The organism is Chitinophaga ginsengisoli (assembly GCF_003014595.1).
Classification (GTDB): Bacteria; Bacteroidota; Bacteroidia; order Chitinophagales; family Chitinophagaceae; genus Chitinophaga; species Chitinophaga ginsengisoli.
The window spans coordinates 479,394-497,953 of sequence record NZ_PYGK01000001.1 but is presented as its reverse complement, the minus strand read 5'-3'; the positions used below and the strand labels follow the sequence as shown (position 1 = coordinate 497,953).

General features: G+C 44.9%; 17 protein-coding genes. 6 read left to right on the top strand and 11 right to left on the bottom strand.

The annotated features are described in order from the left end of the window. Nucleotides 1–56: 56 nt before the first annotated feature. The 6 genes from pyrH to CLV42_RS02090 form a co-directional block, all read right to left on the bottom strand. Nucleotides 57–770: a UMP kinase gene (pyrH, locus tag CLV42_RS02115; RefSeq protein ID WP_089829756.1), complete on the bottom strand. Its 714-nt coding sequence runs from the start codon at nucleotides 768–770 to the stop codon at nucleotides 57–59. 197 nt (nucleotides 771–967) lie between these two features. Further along, complete coding sequence (tsf, locus tag CLV42_RS02110) at nucleotides 968–1,795, bottom strand: translation elongation factor Ts (RefSeq protein ID WP_106600247.1); 828 nt, start codon at nucleotides 1,793–1,795, stop codon at nucleotides 968–970. 132 nt (nucleotides 1,796–1,927) lie between these two features. Continuing rightward, a complete protein-coding gene (rpsB, locus tag CLV42_RS02105) occupies nucleotides 1,928–2,959 on the bottom strand; it encodes a 30S ribosomal protein S2 (protein ID WP_106600246.1) in 1,032 nt (343 codons plus the stop codon). A 74-nt stretch (nucleotides 2,960–3,033) separates the two neighbouring features. Further along, nucleotides 3,034–3,423: a 30S ribosomal protein S9 gene (gene rpsI, locus CLV42_RS02100; RefSeq protein WP_106600245.1), complete on the bottom strand. Its 390-nt coding sequence runs from the start codon at nucleotides 3,421–3,423 to the stop codon at nucleotides 3,034–3,036. Nucleotides 3,424–3,437: 14 nt separating this feature from the next. Continuing rightward, the gene (rplM, locus tag CLV42_RS02095; protein WP_106600244.1) at nucleotides 3,438–3,881 is read right to left on the bottom strand and encodes a 50S ribosomal protein L13; all 444 of its coding nucleotides are present in this window, start codon (nucleotides 3,879–3,881) and stop codon (nucleotides 3,438–3,440) included. 605 nt (nucleotides 3,882–4,486) lie between these two features. Then, on the bottom strand, nucleotides 4,487–5,176 hold the full coding sequence (locus tag CLV42_RS02090) for a zinc metallopeptidase (protein ID WP_106600243.1): 690 nt from the start codon (nucleotides 5,174–5,176) through the stop codon (nucleotides 4,487–4,489). Nucleotides 5,177–5,796: 620 nt separating this feature from the next. On the opposite strand from CLV42_RS02090, the gene radA reads away from it, so the two are divergent. From radA to CLV42_RS02065, 5 genes are all read left to right on the top strand, one after another. Beyond that, entirely contained in the window at nucleotides 5,797–7,167 is a 1,371-nt protein-coding gene (radA, locus tag CLV42_RS02085) for a DNA repair protein RadA (RefSeq protein ID WP_106600242.1), read from the top strand. Nucleotides 7,168–7,223: 56 nt separating this feature from the next. Then, entirely contained in the window at nucleotides 7,224–7,913 is a 690-nt protein-coding gene (locus tag CLV42_RS02080) for a ComF family protein (RefSeq protein ID WP_106600241.1), read from the top strand. Nucleotides 7,914–8,011: 98 nt separating this feature from the next. Then, on the top strand, nucleotides 8,012–8,542 hold the full coding sequence (locus CLV42_RS02075; protein WP_106600240.1) for a glutathione peroxidase: 531 nt from the start codon (nucleotides 8,012–8,014) through the stop codon (nucleotides 8,540–8,542). A 9-nt stretch (nucleotides 8,543–8,551) separates the two neighbouring features. Continuing rightward, on the top strand, nucleotides 8,552–9,691 hold the full coding sequence (locus CLV42_RS02070) for a DNA polymerase III subunit (protein ID WP_106600239.1): 1,140 nt from the start codon (nucleotides 8,552–8,554) through the stop codon (nucleotides 9,689–9,691). A 128-nt stretch (nucleotides 9,692–9,819) separates the two neighbouring features. Then, entirely contained in the window at nucleotides 9,820–11,319 is a 1,500-nt protein-coding gene (locus tag CLV42_RS02065; protein ID WP_106600238.1) for a PSP1 domain-containing protein, read from the top strand. 240 nt (nucleotides 11,320–11,559) lie between these two features. Here the strand turns inward: CLV42_RS02065 and CLV42_RS02060 are convergent, their stop codons facing one another. Beyond that, on the bottom strand, nucleotides 11,560–12,612 hold the full coding sequence (locus tag CLV42_RS02060; RefSeq protein ID WP_106600237.1) for a nucleoid-associated protein: 1,053 nt from the start codon (nucleotides 12,610–12,612) through the stop codon (nucleotides 11,560–11,562). Nucleotides 12,613–12,634: 22 nt separating this feature from the next. Then, nucleotides 12,635–14,104: a hypothetical protein gene (locus tag CLV42_RS02055; protein ID WP_106600236.1), complete on the bottom strand. Its 1,470-nt coding sequence runs from the start codon at nucleotides 14,102–14,104 to the stop codon at nucleotides 12,635–12,637. Between the two features lie 204 nt (nucleotides 14,105–14,308). On the opposite strand from CLV42_RS02055, the gene CLV42_RS02050 reads away from it, so the two are divergent. Beyond that, complete coding sequence (locus CLV42_RS02050; RefSeq protein ID WP_106600235.1) at nucleotides 14,309–15,199, top strand: SMP-30/gluconolactonase/LRE family protein; 891 nt, start codon at nucleotides 14,309–14,311, stop codon at nucleotides 15,197–15,199. A gap of 59 nt (nucleotides 15,200–15,258) precedes the next feature. Here the strand turns inward: CLV42_RS02050 and fabG are convergent, their stop codons facing one another. The 3 genes from fabG to lptB form a co-directional block, all read right to left on the bottom strand. Continuing rightward, entirely contained in the window at nucleotides 15,259–16,008 is a 750-nt protein-coding gene (fabG, locus tag CLV42_RS02045) for a 3-oxoacyl-[acyl-carrier-protein] reductase (RefSeq protein ID WP_106600234.1), read from the bottom strand. Between the two features lie 30 nt (nucleotides 16,009–16,038). Beyond that, the gene (locus tag CLV42_RS02040) at nucleotides 16,039–17,526 is read right to left on the bottom strand and encodes a GH3 auxin-responsive promoter family protein (protein ID WP_449384884.1); all 1,488 of its coding nucleotides are present in this window, start codon (nucleotides 17,524–17,526) and stop codon (nucleotides 16,039–16,041) included. A gap of 72 nt (nucleotides 17,527–17,598) precedes the next feature. Next, entirely contained in the window at nucleotides 17,599–18,363 is a 765-nt protein-coding gene (gene lptB / locus CLV42_RS02035; RefSeq protein ID WP_106600232.1) for an LPS export ABC transporter ATP-binding protein, read from the bottom strand. Nucleotides 18,364–18,560: the final 197 nt, after the last annotated feature.

The following is an 18,560-nucleotide window of genomic DNA, read 5'->3' as shown; positions in this document are numbered from 1 at the left end:
ACGGGACATTATTCCTTATTCTTAATTCCTGATCCCTGGTATTAAATCAGCTTAGATTAACCCTTTACGAGCGTACCTACATTCTTACCCATTATCACCTGCAGCAGGTTACCACCCTTATTCATATCAAATACGATGATAGGCAGTTTATTCTCCTGGCAGAGGGTGAATGCGGTCATATCCATCACGTTGAGCGATTTCTGATATACTTCAGAGAAAGTGATAGTTTCGAAACGGGTAGCAGTTGGATCTTTCTCAGGATCTGCAGTATAGATACCATCTACACGGGTACCTTTCAGGATCACATCTGCCTGTATTTCTATAGCACGCAGGGAAGCGGCGGTATCTGTGGTGAAGTAAGGATTACCTGTACCGGCGCCAAATATCACCACACGGCCTTTTTCCAGGTGACGGATGGCACGGCGGCGGATGTACGGTTCAGCGATCTGTTCCATTTTGATGGCAGACTGAAGACGGGTGTAAAGCCCTACTTTCTCCAGGCCGCTCTGCATGGCCATACCGTTGATCACTGTTGCCAGCATACCCATATAATCGCCCTGGGCTCTTTCGATGCCGGTTTCTGCCTCATTCATTCCACGATAGATGTTACCCCCCCCAATTACCACGGCTACCTGAACCCCCAGGTCGGTCACAGCTTTGATATCGTACGCATACTGCGTGATCACTCTGTGATCGATACCATAATTACCTTCTCCCATCAGGGATTCACCGCTTAGTTTGAGTAAAATACGCTTATACTTTGGCAACATGACTTATAGAAAAATGATATGAAAGTTAGTTAGTAAATGGTTTACAGTGCCCGAATATATAAAAAAATGCGGAACACGTACTTCCGGTGTTGGGGAAGGGGAAGTATAGATGATGTCCGGCCCGCGTTGCATTCCCGATATTAAGCACAAAAAAAAGGAGAGAATGATGATTCTCTCCTTTTAAACAGGTAATAAAATTACCCTAAAGCGATTCTTGTGAATCCGGTTACTTTCAGATCTGCGTTAACAGATTTCAGGTAATCGCCAACAGATTTGTTGTTGTCTTTTACGAAAGCCTGAGGTAACAGGGTATTTTCTTTGAAGAATTTATTCACTTTACCAACAGCGATCTTTTCAGCCATATCTCCGGTTTTGCCTTCTGCAGCGATCTGCTCGATAGCGATAGCTTTTTCACGGGCAATCAGTTCAGGAGATACGCCATCAGCGTCTACTGCGATTGGGTTCATCGCTGCGATCTGCATAGCGATATCTTTACCTACTTCTTCAGAAACAGGCACAGAGAAACCAACCAGTACACCCATACGGTAGTTACCGTGGATATAAGCAGTTACGGAAGCTGCGGTGATCTTTTCAAATTTAGCCAGGGTGATCTTTTCACCGATCTTAGCTACCTGATCGTTCACTTTATCATTTACAGTAGCACCATCCAGGGAAGCTGCACCCAGTTCTTCGATGGTGTTAGCGCCTGTGCTCAGGGCCAGGTCAACGATAGACTGAGCAAATTTTACGAAATCTTCGTTTTTAGCAACGAAGTCAGTTTCACAGCCCAGCGCTACTACTACACCAGACTTACCGTCTGCAGCAGTTTTAGCGATGATAACGCCTTCTTTGGTTTCGCGGTCAGAGCGCAGCGCTGCTACTTTCTGTCCTTTTTTACGCAGGTAATCTACTGCTTTTTCGAAATCGCCGTCGCTCTCTACCAATGCTTTTCTGCAATCCATCATACCTGCACCGGTTTGTTGACGCAGTTTGTTAACATCAGCTGCTGTAATTGTTGCTGCCATAACTTATAATGAGTTTAATATAGATTAATATTTATTCTTTATCAACTATTAGCTGAATTGCGAATCATGGAACAAAGAGGTCTAAGTCCACGATTCGCAATTGCTGTATTTTATAATGTCTGTATACGGAGATTATCTTCCGCCACCGCCTGGTCTAGGACCGCCGGAACCTGCAGGACGACGCTGTCCGCCGCCACCGCCGCCAGGACGGTTACCACCACCGCCACCAGGACGATTGCCGCCACCGCCGCCAGGACGGTTACCGCCGCCGCCACCAGGACGGTTGCCACCACCGCCACCGCGGTTACCACCACCAGGACCACGTCCACCGCCAGCACCCGGGCCACCAGGACCACGACCACCACCAGGTTTACGGCCTCTTTCACCACGATCATCACCACCTTCCAGTTCAAATTTCATTGACTGGGTATCTGCTTCTTCTTCTTCAACTACATCGTCAGTTTTCTCATTTGCTCTTTCTGCCAGACCTTCTGCGATTGCAGCTGCGATATAGTTAGTGATGATAGCGATAGATTTAGTCGCATCATCATTTGCAGGAACTGCGAAGTCTACTTTAGTAGGATCGGAGTTGGTATCTACCATACCGAAGGTAGAGATACCCAGGCGACGGGCTTCTGCCAGTGCAATGTGTTCGTGGCTGATGTCAACCAGGAACAGCGCAGCAGGAACACGAGCCAGCTGAGCGATACCACCCAGAACTTTCTCCATTTTTTCCTTATCGCGGGTTAAGGTCAGACGCTCTTTCTTGGTGATGCTATCAAGGGTACCATCAGCCAGCATCTTTTCGATGCTCTGCATCTTCTTAACGCTCTTACGGATAGTAGCGAAGTTGGTCAGCATACCACCTAACCACCTTTCAGTAACGAAAGGCATGTTAACGCGTTTTGCAGCTTCAGCTACGATTTCTTTAGCCTGTTTTTTAGTGGCTACGAACATGATCTTTTTACCACTCTTTGCAATAGATTTCAGGGCTGCAGCTGCATCCTGTAAACCTTCAACGGTTTTATTCAGATCTATGATGTGAATACCTTTCTTTTCTGCGAAGATGTAAGGCAGCATCTTCGGGTTCCATTTTTTCTTCAGGTGACCGAAGTGTACACCCGCCTCCAGTAACTGCTGCTGTAATGAGGTATTATTTTCCATGTTATTATACTCTGTTATAAAAGGTCAATGTTAATAATCTGCGTATCACATATAGCTCCACGCATTCATCACTATTAGCGTTTAGAGAACTGGAAGCTTCTTCTAGCTTTAGCTTTACCTGGTTTCTTACGTTCAACGCCTCTTGGATCACGTTTCAGCAGACCAGCTGCTTTCAGTGCCGGACGGTATTCGATGTTCACTTCGCAAAGTGCACGTGCAATACCCAGCTTAATAGCTTCAGCCTGACCCTTGATACCACCACCGGCAGCATTTACCTTTATATCAAATTTATCTGTAGCGTCGATAGTCTTCAGCGGCAGTTCTACCTGGTTCTGCAGGTATATCAGCGAGAAGTATTCTTTATAGTCTTTGTCGTTCACAACAACGTTACCAGTACCCTTGCTGATGTACACACGGGCTACGGCTTCCTTACGACGACCAATAGTATTTTTTTGCTTTTCCATGTATCAGAGAAAAATTAGAAAGTTAATGTTTTCGGTTTCTGCGCAGCGTGTGGATGCTCAGCGCCTGCATATACAAACAGTTTTTTGTACATGGCACGTCCCAGACGGTTCTTAGGCAGCATACCTTTTACAGCTCTTTCTATGATCAGCTCTGGTCTGCGACGAACCAGGTCTTTAGCAACTTCTGCTTTCTGACCACCTGGATAACCAGAGAAAGTCAGATATTCCTTGTCATTCCATTTATTACCAGTAAACTGAACTTTTTCAGCATTGATAACAATAATGAAATCACCACAGTCAGTGTGAGGTGTATAGTAAGGTTTGTTCTTACCTCTTAAGATTGCCGCAATCTTAGCGCTCATCCTACCCAATGTCAGGTTGGTAGCGTCTACGATGTGCCATTCACGCGTTACAGTAGCGTCATTGGCGGATTTAGTCCTGAAGCTTAAAGTATTCATTATAGTATATAATAAAGTTTTTACGTTCTGATATAACTATCCCAAACAAATTGGGAGTGCAAAACTAATCCACTTAATTCATAAAACCATACTTTTAGAGAAGTTTTTTGAATAGCACCTTTGTAACATATTGATTTTCAATAATAATTTTGACATGAAATTATTAACATAGACAGTGAATAATTAAGTGACGCCAATTTTCCGTTGCAGATCAGCCATTAATACATACTACGATTTAATAATAAGACAGAAGCACAGAAAAATAGGCATTCTCCTCTGCTCCGGCTATCATCCGCGGCGATAGGCTCCGGTAGAAGTCGCGTTGTTTGTAGCCCAGGGCGCAACCTTGGGTAGACGGAAAGGTCAAAATGATTCCCCGGGAGTCATATGGACGCCCACAGTTGTATTGTTCATGTTCGTTTGAGATTCGCTTGAGATTCGCTTATCCTCCCTTAATCTTCCCTTTTAAAGGGAGGATTAAGGGAGGATAAGCGAATCTCAAGCGAATCTCTACTATATCTCAATAGAAGCCCCGCACATAAAAAAGGCCGGGAAAGACCTCCTTCCCAACCTTTGGCATATTGATTAACAGATGATTAATAATATTAATCCCTGTTCCTCGCACCTGCGTAGATCATTATATATTGCAGCAGGGTCACTATAGATGCGATCGCTGCTACTACATAGGTCATCGCCGCCCACCACAAGGCATCTTTCGCCATATCATGCTCTTCCCGGCGCAGCAGGCTCGTATTATCCAGCCAGGCCAGCGCCCTTTTGGAAGCGTCAAACTCGACTGGCAGCGTTATCAGGGAGAAAAGTGTGGTCACGCCAAACAGGATAATACCTCCCAGTAGTAAGGCTGGGAAGACATTGATCAATAATATACCGCCCAGCAACACCCACTGTACAAGACTGGAACTGAACTGTACCGCCGGTACCAGTTTAGAACGCATCCCTAACCAGGGATAAGCCCGCTGATGCTGTACCGCGTGCCCACACTCGTGCGCAGCCACGGCGGCAGCCATTACATTAGCCCCTGAATAAACATCAGGGCTAAGATTGACAGTTTTATTGGTCGGATCATAATGGTCAGACAAAAAGCCATCTACAGAAACTACCTGTACATCATATATCCCATTGTCTTTCAACATCTTTTCTGCGATCTGTTTCCCGGTAAGCCCGGAAGAGGTTGGTACATTCCCATATTGCCTCATTTTGCTTTTCAATCGCCAGCTTACCAACATGCTGATCCCGATAAAGATCAGCGACGTAAACATAATACCAGGTGTCATAAATGAAGTTTGGATTCAATACAAAATTACTGGTAAGCATGATCAAATTGCCGTCCAAACCATGCCTTCCCGGGTGTTTTAGGATTTCCTTAAGAATTGGTCCGGTCTACCTCCCTTTTTACTGCCAATTAGGAAATTTAACACTGTCAATATGGCACCTTACAGAATTTTAAAACGTCAATCCCGACGTTATGACAGATATATTTTATGCTTTTATGACGCCGATTTCATATATAATTTAAGGCGGCATCATTCCTATTTATCAACCCTTTACGCTCTTTCAATGAAAGTATAATTGAATGCCTTTAACCGCTGAAACGTGCTATGGTGGCAGATCTGTCACATTATGAAAAGTCATCAAAAGTTATTCACATCAATTAAATAAACTTTTTTATTCTGTAGTCATTTAGTAATTTAGACGTGAATTTAATGGGTTAGTAAGTAGAAAGAGTCAGCAGAAATTTCTGTTGGCTCTTTTCTTTTTTACCCGATTTTCTACCGCCCCTTTTTTAAGTCAATTTTAATATCGTTACACCCTTTTCTCTCATTTTTTCATCATCACTTCAACGTTTATTTTTTCTTTTTTACGGAGCCGATGATTTCCGTTTTAAATTTGCCGCATGAAAATTAAAACTGCGTTCTTCTGTCAGAATTGTGGATACGAATCAGCTAAATGGACTGGTAAATGTCCTAGTTGTGGTCAATGGAATACATTCGTTGAAGAGAAAGTACAAAAAGATATTCCTTTACGTAATACCAACTGGCAACCTGAAAAAGAAAACGGCAGATCAGATAACATCGTGAACCTTTCGGAAGTGAGCGGAATAGAGGAAGAACGCCTGCTCACGCCCGACGCAGAACTGAACCGTGTATTGGGCGGCGGTATAGTACCCGGCTCCTTAGTACTTGTAGGTGGTGAACCTGGTATCGGTAAAAGCACACTGTTCCTGCAGAATGCATTGCAACTCAAAGACATCACTACATTGTACATCAGTGGTGAGGAAAGTGCACAACAGATAAAAATGAGAGCAGACAGATTACAGGTGAAGAATGACCTGTTCTATCTGCTGACTGAAACATCTACACAAACCATCTTCCAGGAAATAAAAAAGCTACGTCCGCAACTCGTTATTGTTGACTCTATTCAAACCTTACAATCGCCTTTCATCGAGTCTGCTCCCGGCAGCGTATCCCAGATCAGGGAAACAACGGCTGAAATGCAACGTTTTGCTAAAGAAAGCCATACACCTGTCTTCCTTATTGGTCATATCACCAAAGATGGCGCTATTGCCGGTCCGAAGATACTGGAGCATATGGTGGACACCGTGCTGCAGTTTGAAGGTGATCAGCATTATGCCTACCGCATACTCCGCACTATCAAAAACCGCTTCGGATCAACAGCAGAACTGGGCATTTATGAGATGACCGGCGCAGGATTAAGACAGGTTACCAATCCTTCAGAGATCCTGATATCGCAACGGGAAGATCAGCTGAGTGGTGTGGCTATTGCTGCTACTATGGAAGGCATGCGTCCTATGCTGGTAGAAGTACAGGCGCTGGTCACCCAGTCTGTATACGGCACTCCGCAACGTACTGTTACCGGCTTTGATCTGCGCAGATTACAACTACTGCTGGCTGTACTGGAAAAACGAGGTGGTTTCCACTTTGGTGTCAAAGACGTCTTCCTGAACATCGCCGGTGGTATTCGTGTAGAAGATCCTTCAATTGACCTGGCAGTGTTATGTGCGTTGCTGTCTTCCTATGAAGATGCAGCTATCAGCAGCAAGATCTGTTTTGCAGGAGAAGTAGGCCTCAGCGGAGAGATCCGTGCAGTGAACCGGATAGAACAACGTATTGCAGAAGCAGAAAAACTGGGATTTGAGAAGATCTTCATCAGTCGCTACAATAAAAAAGGAACAGATGTCAGCAAATTCAATATTGAAGTAGTGCCTGTAGGCAGAGTAGATGAAGTCTACAGAAGTCTCTTCTAATTTTACGTTTAACAGGTTTTCATTATTTTCAGTAGATCAAGCATCTATATCTGAAAATGAAAAACCTGTTATCCTCCCTGCTGGATCTCTTCTATCCGCATACCTGTGATGGATGTGGTACAGATCTTACCCGTACGGAACAAGTCCTTTGTCTTCGTTGCCTGTGCCGGTTGCCGCTCACCGGTTATCAACACCAGCAGCATAACCCGGTAGAAAAGATCTTCTGGGGAAGGGTGAATATCCGGCATGCCATGGCAGCTTACTATTACCGGAAATCATCTTTATTACAACAGCTCATTTACGAGTTCAAATACAGGCAGCGGGAGGACATTGCTACTCATTTAGGTCAGCAGATGGGAAATATCCTTTTGCAAAGCAGGTGGCTATACGAAATAAACAGTGTTATGCCGGTTCCCATACATCCTACCAAATTACAACAGCGGGGATATAACCAGGCAATGCTCCTTGCAAATGGTATTGGCAACATAACGGGAAAACCGGTTACAGAGAAAATACTTTTCAGAAGCAACTATTCTCCCTCACAGACCAATAAAGGTCGCCTGCTCCGCTGGCAGAATGTATCCGGCGTCTTTTCCATCCAACCTGCAGCCCAGTTAAAAGATCAGCATATCCTGCTCGTCGATGATGTGCTTACCACCGGCGCTACCCTTGAAGCATGCAGCAACCTGTTAATCAATGCCGGAGCCACTGTAAGCATTTGTACACTGGCCTTTGCTCACCATTAAAATAGCAAGCCATCCGCTTATCATTAACACCTTATATACAATATTTTACTTAATTTTATTTGCTTACAATTTTTACAATCACTCTCAATTTTAATTATATGACACTGAAGACACTGTTGATTTCAATACTATTATTCATGAAGAGCGGAGCTATATATGACTTTAAAGTAGATGGCGTTGATGGAGGCAAGATCAACTTTGCTGATTACAAAGGAAAGAAGATCCTGATCGTAAACACCGCATCTATGTGTGGAAACACCCCTCAGTACGCTGAACTGGAAAAATTATATAAGAAATACGAAAAGAACCTGGTGATCATCGGTTTCCCTGCCAACAATTTCGGCTCACAGGAACCTGGTACCAACGCTGAGATTCACGAGTTCTGCACCAAGAAATATGCAGTTACCTTCCCGATGGCTGCCAAGATCTCTGTAAAAGGCGATGACATCCACCCGATCTACAAATGGCTGCTGGCTGAAAGTAAAGCCAAACACCTCGAACCATCAGAAGTACAGTGGAATTTCCAGAAGTATCTGCTGGATGAAAAAGGTAACCTCGTAGCCGTATTCTCACCTAAAACTCAACCGCTTTCCCCTGAAGTAACGGCCGCGATAGAAAAGAAATACTAATTTGCGTTCATGCTTTTTTCGAATGTCATAGGTCAGGAAGATATACGACAACAATTAATTAAGTCCACGGAACAAAACCGTCTCAGTCACGCCAATATCATACTGGCGCCTGAAGGAGCCGGCGGACTTCCGATAGCACTTGCGTTTGCGCAATACCTGGTTTGCGAAGATAAACAGTCAGATGGCGCCTGTGGCAAATGTGGCGCCTGCATGAAAGCAGGTAAATACATTCATCCTGACATACATTTCTCTTATCCGGTCATCCCCCGTAAACCGGGCGATAAGCCGGTAAGTTCCGATTATGCAGCCGAGTGGCGGGAATTTATCGATGCCCAGCCTTATGGTAATGCATATGACTGGTTACAGTTTATCGGGGCAGAGAACAAACAGGGGAATATTACCGCTACAGAATGCCAGGATATCATCCGCAAGCTGAGTCTGAAAAGCTTTGAGAGTACCTATAAGATACTATTGATGTGGATGCCCGAATACCTGGGCAATGAGGGAAACAGGCTGCTAAAGCTGATAGAGGAACCACCGGACAATACCATTTTCCTGCTGGTGGCAGAAAACCAGGAGCAGATCCTGGCTACTATTCTTTCCCGCACACATCTGATCAAAGTCAATCCACTGCCGAAAGAGGTGATGATAGATGCACTCATGAAACGGGCGCAGATACCAGCTCCTAAGGCGAGACAGGCCGCAACGATCGCTGCCGGCAATTACCGGGAGGCGTTGCAATTGCTCCAGCAATCGGATGATGATTACCACGACCTGCTGCGCAACTGGCTCAACTATATTTTCACTGGCAACCGGGTAGCCCTTCAGGGATGGATAGAAGGCATCGCCAGTACCAAAATGGGACGCGAGAACCAGAAACAGTTCCTACGCTATTTTATCAACCTGTTGGAACATACTTTGCGGCTGAAATATATAGACAGAAGTCAGCTGGCCTTTTCCGATGAGGAAACAGACTTTGCAGGGAAACTGCAAAAGCTGGCAGATCTTCAGCAAATGGAGTTAATTATGCAGGAACTGGACAATGCCTGTTATTATATAGAGCGCAATGCGAACGCCAAATTGTTGTTTCACGCACTTTCTGTAAAGCTGCAGTATATCTTTAAAAGAAGGCCGATTCCGGCGGTATGACATATTAAGGGCATTTTCCGTTATCTTTGTTAATTCCGACCCTTATGTAATAAGGAGGAATTATATATATTAAAGCATCCGGTCCAATGCCCGGATGTATATTCATTTAATAATTTAAATCGATTAATATGGCTTGTGCCGGATGTGGTACAGGTGCAGAGGGGAAGCCGTCAGGATGCAAAAGCAATGGAGGATGCAGTAGTGGAGGCTGTAACAGGCTGAATGTATTTGACTGGCTGGCCAATATTCCCTTAAGTGACAGCTTAGCACCATTTGATATTATAGAGGTTAGCTTCAACAACGGTAGCAGGAAGGATTTTTTCCGTAACACCACCAAACAGTTGCTCGATAAAGGAGAAATGGTAACTGTAGAAGGCGTCAGTGGTTTCGACATCGGACAGATCAGCCTTACAGGCGAACTGGTTAAATTACAGATGAAGAAAAAGCGTATCGAAGATACCCCGGAAGTAAAGAAGGTACTTCGTCGCGCTACAAATGAAGATCTTTCGCGGATGAACGATAACAAGGCCCGCGAAAAGGATGCCCTCATCAGAGCCAGGGCAATTGCCCGCAGCATAGGTCTGGAAATGAAACTCGCAGAAGTGGAGATCCAGGCCGACGGCCGTAAGGCTACTTTCTTCTATACAGCAGATGACAGGGTGGATTTCCGTGAACTGATCAAACTATACGCCGGTGAATTCCGTGTAAAGGTGGAAATGCGTCAGATAGGCGCCCGCCAGGAAGCCGGAAAAGTAGGCGGTATAGGCAGTTGCGGAAGAGAACTGTGCTGCTCTACCTGGTTGACTGACTTCAAGAGCGTAAATACCACCGCTGCCAGATATCAGAACCTGTCTATTAACCAGGCAAAACTTTCCGGCCAGTGCGGCCGTCTGAAATGCTGCCTGAACTATGAACTTGACACTTACCTGGATGCACTGAAGGAATTCCCTGAAGATGCAGACAGCATCGAAACTGTTAATGGCGTTGCGACCCTTCAGAAAAGAGATATCTTCAAAAATCTGATGTGGTACGCCTACGGCGACAGTAATAAGCAATATCCGCTTACTATTGCCCGTGTGAAAGAAATACGCCAGCTGAATAAACAGAACATCAGGCCGGAAGACCTGAAGCCTGTAGAAGTGGTGACAGTTAAACCGAAAGAAGCAGACCTTGGCTTCGCAGATGTTGTAGGACAGATCAGCTTACGTACGCTGGAAAAAGCTTCCCAGAAACGTAAACATAAAGACAAGGAAAAACAGAAACATAAACAGAAGCAGGAACAACCGCAGCAACAGCAGCAGGGTGGCAAAAAACAGGAAGGTAAAGGCGATAACCAGAACCGTCCTCCACAGCAGCAAAAACAGCAGCAGAACCAACCTGGCGGACCTAAGCAACAGGAGAAACAGCATCCTAACGGTCCTAAACAACAGGAAAACCGTCCACAGCAGCAGCAAAAGCCAAAACAGGAACAACGCCCGCAGCAACAAAAGCCGCAGCAGAAACCGCAACAGGGCAATCAACCTAACGGGCCTAAGCCGCAGCAGGATAAGAATAATCCTAACGGACCTAAACAACAGGGAGGCGGAGGACATAACAGGCCACCGAAACCTCGCGAAAAACAGAAATAAATAACAATTGAATACTATTAAGAAGGCGCATCATGTTACTGATGCGCCTTCCTTATTTAAAGCCTTATAATAGCGGTTTCACTGTATCCTCAAGGGAGCAACCAATCGTAGCAATGCCGGACAATGGCATACCTGCGTATGCTTTACAGATGGGAACGTTCCCGGATTGGGTATACTAAAAGGCCGCCCGAAAGAACAGCCTTTGTTTAACAATTGGTTTTTGCTTATGAAAAAAAGAATTTAAGTTTCGTTTTCAAACAATAGTTTGTAGTAATACAGATTGGTACTCTCATCAAATCCACGCTCGATCATTTCCCTGTTACCATGTATATATATGTGAAAGTTCTTGTCCAGCTTCAGTATGCTCTTGAAAACCTTTTGCTGTTTTTTTACTGCAGGAGATGAAATATCAAACTCATCGGGGAACTCTTGCTGAAACTCCTGCTGAAATTGCTCTTTATATTCCTTGAATGACGCAATTGCATCGGGGTGGCCCAATACTTCCTGCGCAAAATCATCCAGCTGGAACTGCTCTTTTTCCTTAAAATAGGTTGCTGATTTGTTAAGAAGATCCACCTGATCTACACGGCTTATTTCATACTCGCCAGGCAGCTTATCGTGGATAAACTTCTTACACATGTTCACTGCCAGTTCTGTCTGGTGATAACTATCCTCACGGCGTTGTACCTGTAGGAAAGCATCTTTCCAGTAAACTGCTTCATTCTGTTTGCTGATGCTGTCTATTATGCTGACTTTGTACCCATTCTCTTCTTCGGTGTTAAACACCAGGCAACCTTTATCAAGTTTATTGATATTGATCCCATCTTCGTAGTTCACCTCATAGTTGTCATTTGAAAGGAATACTTTGAGATACGTATCTCTGTTCTCGGATTTAAAGATGCCAATTGCTTCGACGTCTTCTCCATCCACCTGACACTTACTAAAGTAGGCAATATATAATTCTCCACCCTTAATCTTTGGATGAGTGGAGTGCTTGTACAGATGCCTGGCAATATTTACTGATTGCTCGTGAAAATTGTCCCTGTTTTCAAAGATACGGCGGCAATATTGAAATATCTCATTTAATTGCAAATCAGCCTCATGATAAAAACGGAAGTACTCTGCGCTGTTGGTAAACGGTTGTATAAAGTACGTCAGCAACAGCTGGCTGATTGTTTCATCCTGCAATTCCAGCGGGTTCTGAGAGCAAATCAGCGGTTCTTCCTGTGAGGCATTTCCTACCTTATGTATAGAAAGGTATTCAAGGTCATTAAAGTCTGAAACATGTATCATGGCCCGGCGAAAATAGTGAAAACTATTTCACAAATTTCCCCGCCGGTGTAATGTGCAGTTCCTTGCCTGTCAGTTTGATAATTGCATCGCAGGTAAGCCTTCCGCGTCTTTCGTTATAATCGTCTTCCCTCTTCTCCATCTGTTTTGCTTTTACGTCTGCCAGCTTCAGTTTCTTCAGATTATTATACACGGTATACCTGTCAATGATCTTATTGTCCTTGTTCACAGTTAAAAACTCCAGGAAGTTTTCCCCAGCCTTGTTAAAGGAGTGCAATCCTACAAGAATATTGTCTTTGGCCCGGATCTGGAACAGTGAGGCATATTGATGATTCCCCCGCTTGCCTTTGAAATATTTGATAAGCGCCTTTTCATTGTACAGCTTTGAACTATGTACAATAGATGTGGCCTGCCGGCCGATGATCTTGCCGCTGGGCAGCACCTCATATTGCATATTGTACACCGTCCTGAAACGGAAACTGCTATCCAGTTCCCTTCTGTCTTCTTCCTGCAGGTTGATGCTGGCGTCTTTGTCCACCATACATTTCCTGTAAATAGTCTCTGAATGTTCTCCCAGACTACCACCATACACCACGATCCTATCTACCGCTTTTCCCTTTTTGTAGGTGATCAGTTTTACCTCAGGATAAGTTAATCCCTCATCCAGGTAAATGGTATCCCGGGCATATAACAGGGCCGTTGCCCTTCCCGGTATTTCCAGTCTGCCCAGGGCATACAAAGGGTCAGGACTTTCCTCCTTAAAATCATAGTAAGGGGTCAGCCTCGAAACAGCCTTTAGCTCTTTTGTGCTGACGGTATCCAACGTGGCAGGTAGCTGCTCTTCAGGGAAACGGGCCGCATATTTCTCAAAAGATTCTTTCTCCTTTGGTACTTCCTTTATTGTTCCTTTGCGTCCTATCCTGTAAAAACGAAGAGTAGTATTTACTTTCTGACTGCCTTCCACATAAGTGGAATGACGGGCCCTTACCTCAATGAGAGAGTCCAATCCTATATAGAACCACTGGTTGGTAAACTCGGTAGAAGTAGTATCCTTTACTGCAACAATTTCTTCCTCCTCCTGCCCTGGCTCCCTGCTTACATTGGCCGCTATCTGCAAACGGGACTTCTGTTCTCCGTTGTCATTATACACCACCAGGTAAGTCCTTTTCTCATGATCGTTCACCTCGCAGGCATAGATAACGGGAGTGAATCCATTAACGGTAGCAAAACGGCCGGCTGTTACCCGCTGAAAGGTATCCGTACCCAGGTAATGGGCATAGTCTTTTATCTCCTTCAGCTCATAGGCATTCGGATAAGGTAATTTCAACTGCGTCAGTCCGTTGATGAAATCTAGATGCTTCATCACGCTATCCGGTACAATCGGCGCTATATTGATACTCTTGTTCTGTTTAGCGGCATCGGGTTGGGAGCTGTTGTTACAGGAAGAATGAAGGATCAGCCCCAACAGGCAAACAATAGGTATAAGTCTGAACATAATAGGACGTTTACACAGGACTAATAACGCTACAAATATATAAGTACTTCTGTAATATATTAATAGTTTGATTACCAAATTTTTGAACGGTAGTTATTTGACACATTTTAGCCCCTGACGGCGTAGCAGCGGTCAATTTTGTCTTATTAACCGTTTAAAACTCCTATCTTTTCTTAACTTGATAACTCAACGTAAATTTTTATCATGAAGCAGCATATCTGTTTATTACTGGCTTTAACCGCCGGTTGTGCAGTCATGGCACAGGACAAATCCACGGCATTATATCAGACGCAGGACCTCACGAAGGAGAATATGTTCTCTGTCAACATTGAGGGACCCAACTTCGACAAAGCAGGCAATCTCTATGTGGTGAACTATCTGCATGACGGGACCATCGGAAAGATCAGCACGAAAAACGGCAGTGGTGAAGTGTTTGTGACCTTACCAGATAGCAGTGTGGCCAACAGTATCCAGTTCAACAGCAAAGGCAATATGTACCTGCCGGACTTCAAGGGCCACAACGTACTGGAAGTGGATATGAAGACGAAAAAGGTAAGCGTTTATGTGCATTCTGATAAAATGTTCCAGCCAAATGATCTCTGCATCAGCAAGAAGGATGTGCTCTTCGCGTCAGATCCCGACTGGAAAAACGGTAAAGGGCAGATCTGGCGTATCGATAAAGGTGGTAAAACTGTACTCCTGGATGGTAATATGGGCACTGCCAATGGTATTGAGCTGAGCCCTGATGAAAAGACCCTCTATGTAAATGAAAGCGTACAGCGTAAGATCTGGAAGTTTGATGTAGATAAGGATGGAAATATCAGCAATAAAAAACTGTTCGCCGAATTCCCTGATTATGGTTTTGATGGCATGAAATGCGACAAGGCAGGCAACCTGTATGTAGCCCGCTGGGGCAAAGGAGCGATCGTGGTATTAGCACCAAATGGTAAGGAAGTACGGGAAATTCCGCTGAAAGGCAAGCAGTGCAGCAATCTCACCTTTGGAGGCAAAGACGGTAAAACCGTATATGTGACATTGCAGGACAGGAAATGTATGGAGATGTTCAGAGTAGCGATCCCCGGGAAACGATATTAAACAATCAGGGATCAGGATTTGCAATACCGGCAATTCCTGATCCCTGATCAAATATGACATTACATGTTCAGTCCACCGCAGGCGCTGATCACCTGACCAGTTACATAGCCGCTCATGTTGGAAGCCAGGAACAGACATACATTAGCGATATCTTCAGTGCTACCGAAGCGACCCAGCGGAATTTGTGCCAGATAGTTCTTCGCGCCTTCTCCATCTTTCAGGTAGTGGGTCATATCCGTCTCAACGAAGCCAGGTGCTACCGCATTGCAACGGATGTTGCGGCTTCCCAGCTCAGCTGCGATAGATTTGGTAAAGCCGATGATACCAGCTTTGGAAGCGGCATAACTGCTCTGACCTGCGTTACCCTTCATACCGATAATGGAGCTCATATTGATAATGGAGCCGCTCTTTGCTTTCATCATCGGGCGGATCACATGTTTGGTCATGTTATAAACACTCTTTAGATTCACATCCATTACCTCATCCCACTGGTCAGGGCTCATACGCAGCAGCAGGTTGTCTTTAGAAATACCGGCATTATTTACGCAGATATCTATTGCACCAAATTCTTTCAGTACATCGTTTATGAGCGCCTCACTTTCTTCGAAACTGCCAGCATTGGATTTATAGGCTTTTGCCTTTACACCCATTGCCTGTAGCTTTTGTTCCAGTGCTTTAGCCTTTTCGTCAGAGCTAAGATATGTGAATGCAACGTTTGCACCCTGTTCTGCAAATTTTATCGCGATAGCTTCTCCTATACCTCTGCTGGCACCTGTTACAATAGCTACTTTGTTCTCCAGTAATTTCATATAGACGTAATAGTTGTTAGATGATTAAATTTAGATTTTGCCAGTGATGCCGGCGAATTTAAGAATTTCTTCCACATGCTGCCGCTCGTTATTGAGGCGGGGTACTTTATGCTGACCACCCAGTTTACCCTTACTCTTCAGCCAGTCGGTAAAGGTTCCTTTGGGCAATACATGTACTACCGGGCGGCGCAGCGCCATATCTTTATGACGTTTGGCTTCATAGTCCGAGTTGATGGATTTGAGGGTGTTGTCCAATACATCAATAAACTGCTCAAGGTTTCCAGGCATCACATCAAAGTCCAGCAGCCATTCATGCCCACCGGCTTCATTCTCACTAAAGTAGATAGGTGCTGCGGTATAGTCGTTCATTACCGCGCCTGTTGCCTCGCACGCTTTGGCAATAGCCACATCAGAGTTCTCTACGATGAGCTCTTCCCCGAAAGCATTGATGAAAGATTTGGTACGCCCGCTTACCCTTACACGGTAAGGTGCCAGAGAGGTGAACTGAACAGTGTCTCCCACCAGGTAACGCCACAATCCTCCGTTGGTGCTAATGATCAGGGCATAGTTCTTACCCATTTCCACATCCTGCAGTTGCAGGGTTTGCGGACAGGGCTTTCCGTATTCCTCCATTGGCATGAATTCATAGAAAATGCCATGGTTAAGGAACAGGAGCAGGCCCTCCTCCCCTATGACGTCCTGTGCGGCAAAAAAGCCTTCAGAAGCGTTATAAGTCTCCTGGTAATACATATCCGGTTTACGGATCAGCTTTTTGAACTGTTCTCTGTATGGCGTAAAACTTACGCCGCCGTGCATGTACAACTCCAGGTTAGGCCATACATCAGCCAGGTTATCTTTCCCGGTGATTTCAAATATACGTTTGATCAGTACCAGTGTCCAGGTAGGCACACCGGCAATGGAAGTGACATTCTCATGTATCACAGCATTCGCCATCCGTTCGATCTTTTCCTCCCACTCGTCCATCAGGGCGATGGAAAGGTCGGGCGTACGGATCATATTGCCATAGAAAGGCATGTTCTGCAGCATCACCGCACTCAGGTCGCCGAAGTAAGAATCACTTTCGGAGTCCAACTTATTGACCTGGTGGCTACCTCCTATTACCAGCGATTTTCCGGTTAGCAGGCGGGAGTCAGGAAAATTATTATAGTACAGTGATAATACGTCACGGCCGGCACGGTAGTGACAGTCATCCAGGCTCTCTACAGAGACAGGTATGAATTTGCTCTTATCGGCGGTAGTGCCGCTGGATTTGGCAAACCATTTAATCGGCGTATTCCATAAGATGTTCTGCTGCCCCTCCATCAACCGCTGGATGTAGGGCTTGAGGCTATCATAATTATGAATAGGCACCCGCTGCTTGAACTCTTCTATCTTATATATCTGTGAAAAGCTATATTGCTTGCCAAACTCAGTGTACTGAGCGGCGCTGATAAGATTCTGAAATACCTGCTGCTGCACCTGCAGGGGGTATTGCATAAAATATTCTATGCGCCCCATGCGCAAACGCGCCAATTGTGATATTGCAGGACTTAATATTCTCATAATAGGATCAGGAGCGTAGTTGTAGTTTTATAGTTGTTTAGCTGCTTCGTCCAGGTAATTCTTACGACGTAAAATAAAATTCTGGCCAAGATACACTTTTCTTACCTGTTCGTCTTCAGCTAACTCTTCGGCTGAACCGGCTTTGAGGATCTTTCCTTCGAAAAGCAGGTAAGCCCGGTCAGTGATGGAGAGTGTTTCCTGCACGTTATGGTCTGTTATGAGGATCCCTATGTTCTTGTATTTAAGGCGGGCAACGATTGACTGAATGTCTTCCACGGCTATTGGGTCGATACCTGCAAAAGGTTCATCCAGCAGGATGAACTTAGGGTCTACCGCAAGCGCGCGTGCTATTTCCGTACGCCGGCGTTCGCCACCACTCAATACATCTCCGGGGCTCTTGCGCACATGGGTAAGACGGAATTCCTCCAACAGGCTTTCCAGTTTTTCCTTCTGCTCCGCTTTCTTCAGATTCGTCATTTCCAGTACAGCAGAAATATTATCTTCCACACTCAGCTTACGAAACACGGAAGCTTCCTGAGGCAGATAGCCGATTCCCATCTTCGCCCTTTTGTACATTGGCAGCTTTGTGATATTCACCTCATCCAGGTATACCTGCCCCTCGTCGGGCTTGATGAGCCCCACTACCATGTAGAATGTGGTTGTTTTACCGGCGCCGTTAGGGCCAAGCAAACCCACGATCTCTCCTTGTGTCACTTCTACAGATACATGGTTCACTACAGTCCTGTGACCATAGCGCTTTACCAGTTGATCTGTATGTATTTTTAATGCCATATGTTCAAACTTAGCAAAAATACACTTTTCATTTAGCTTTCAATATTTAACTGTCGTCAGTCCTCTTAGCTTATGTAAGAGTACTACATTTTTATCTATGAATAGTGTACAATGTATTAAAATATTCGGCCTTTAAGCGAAAAAACAGATGATAATTCTAACGGATGTATTACTTTTGCCCGGCATTAACTTAAGCT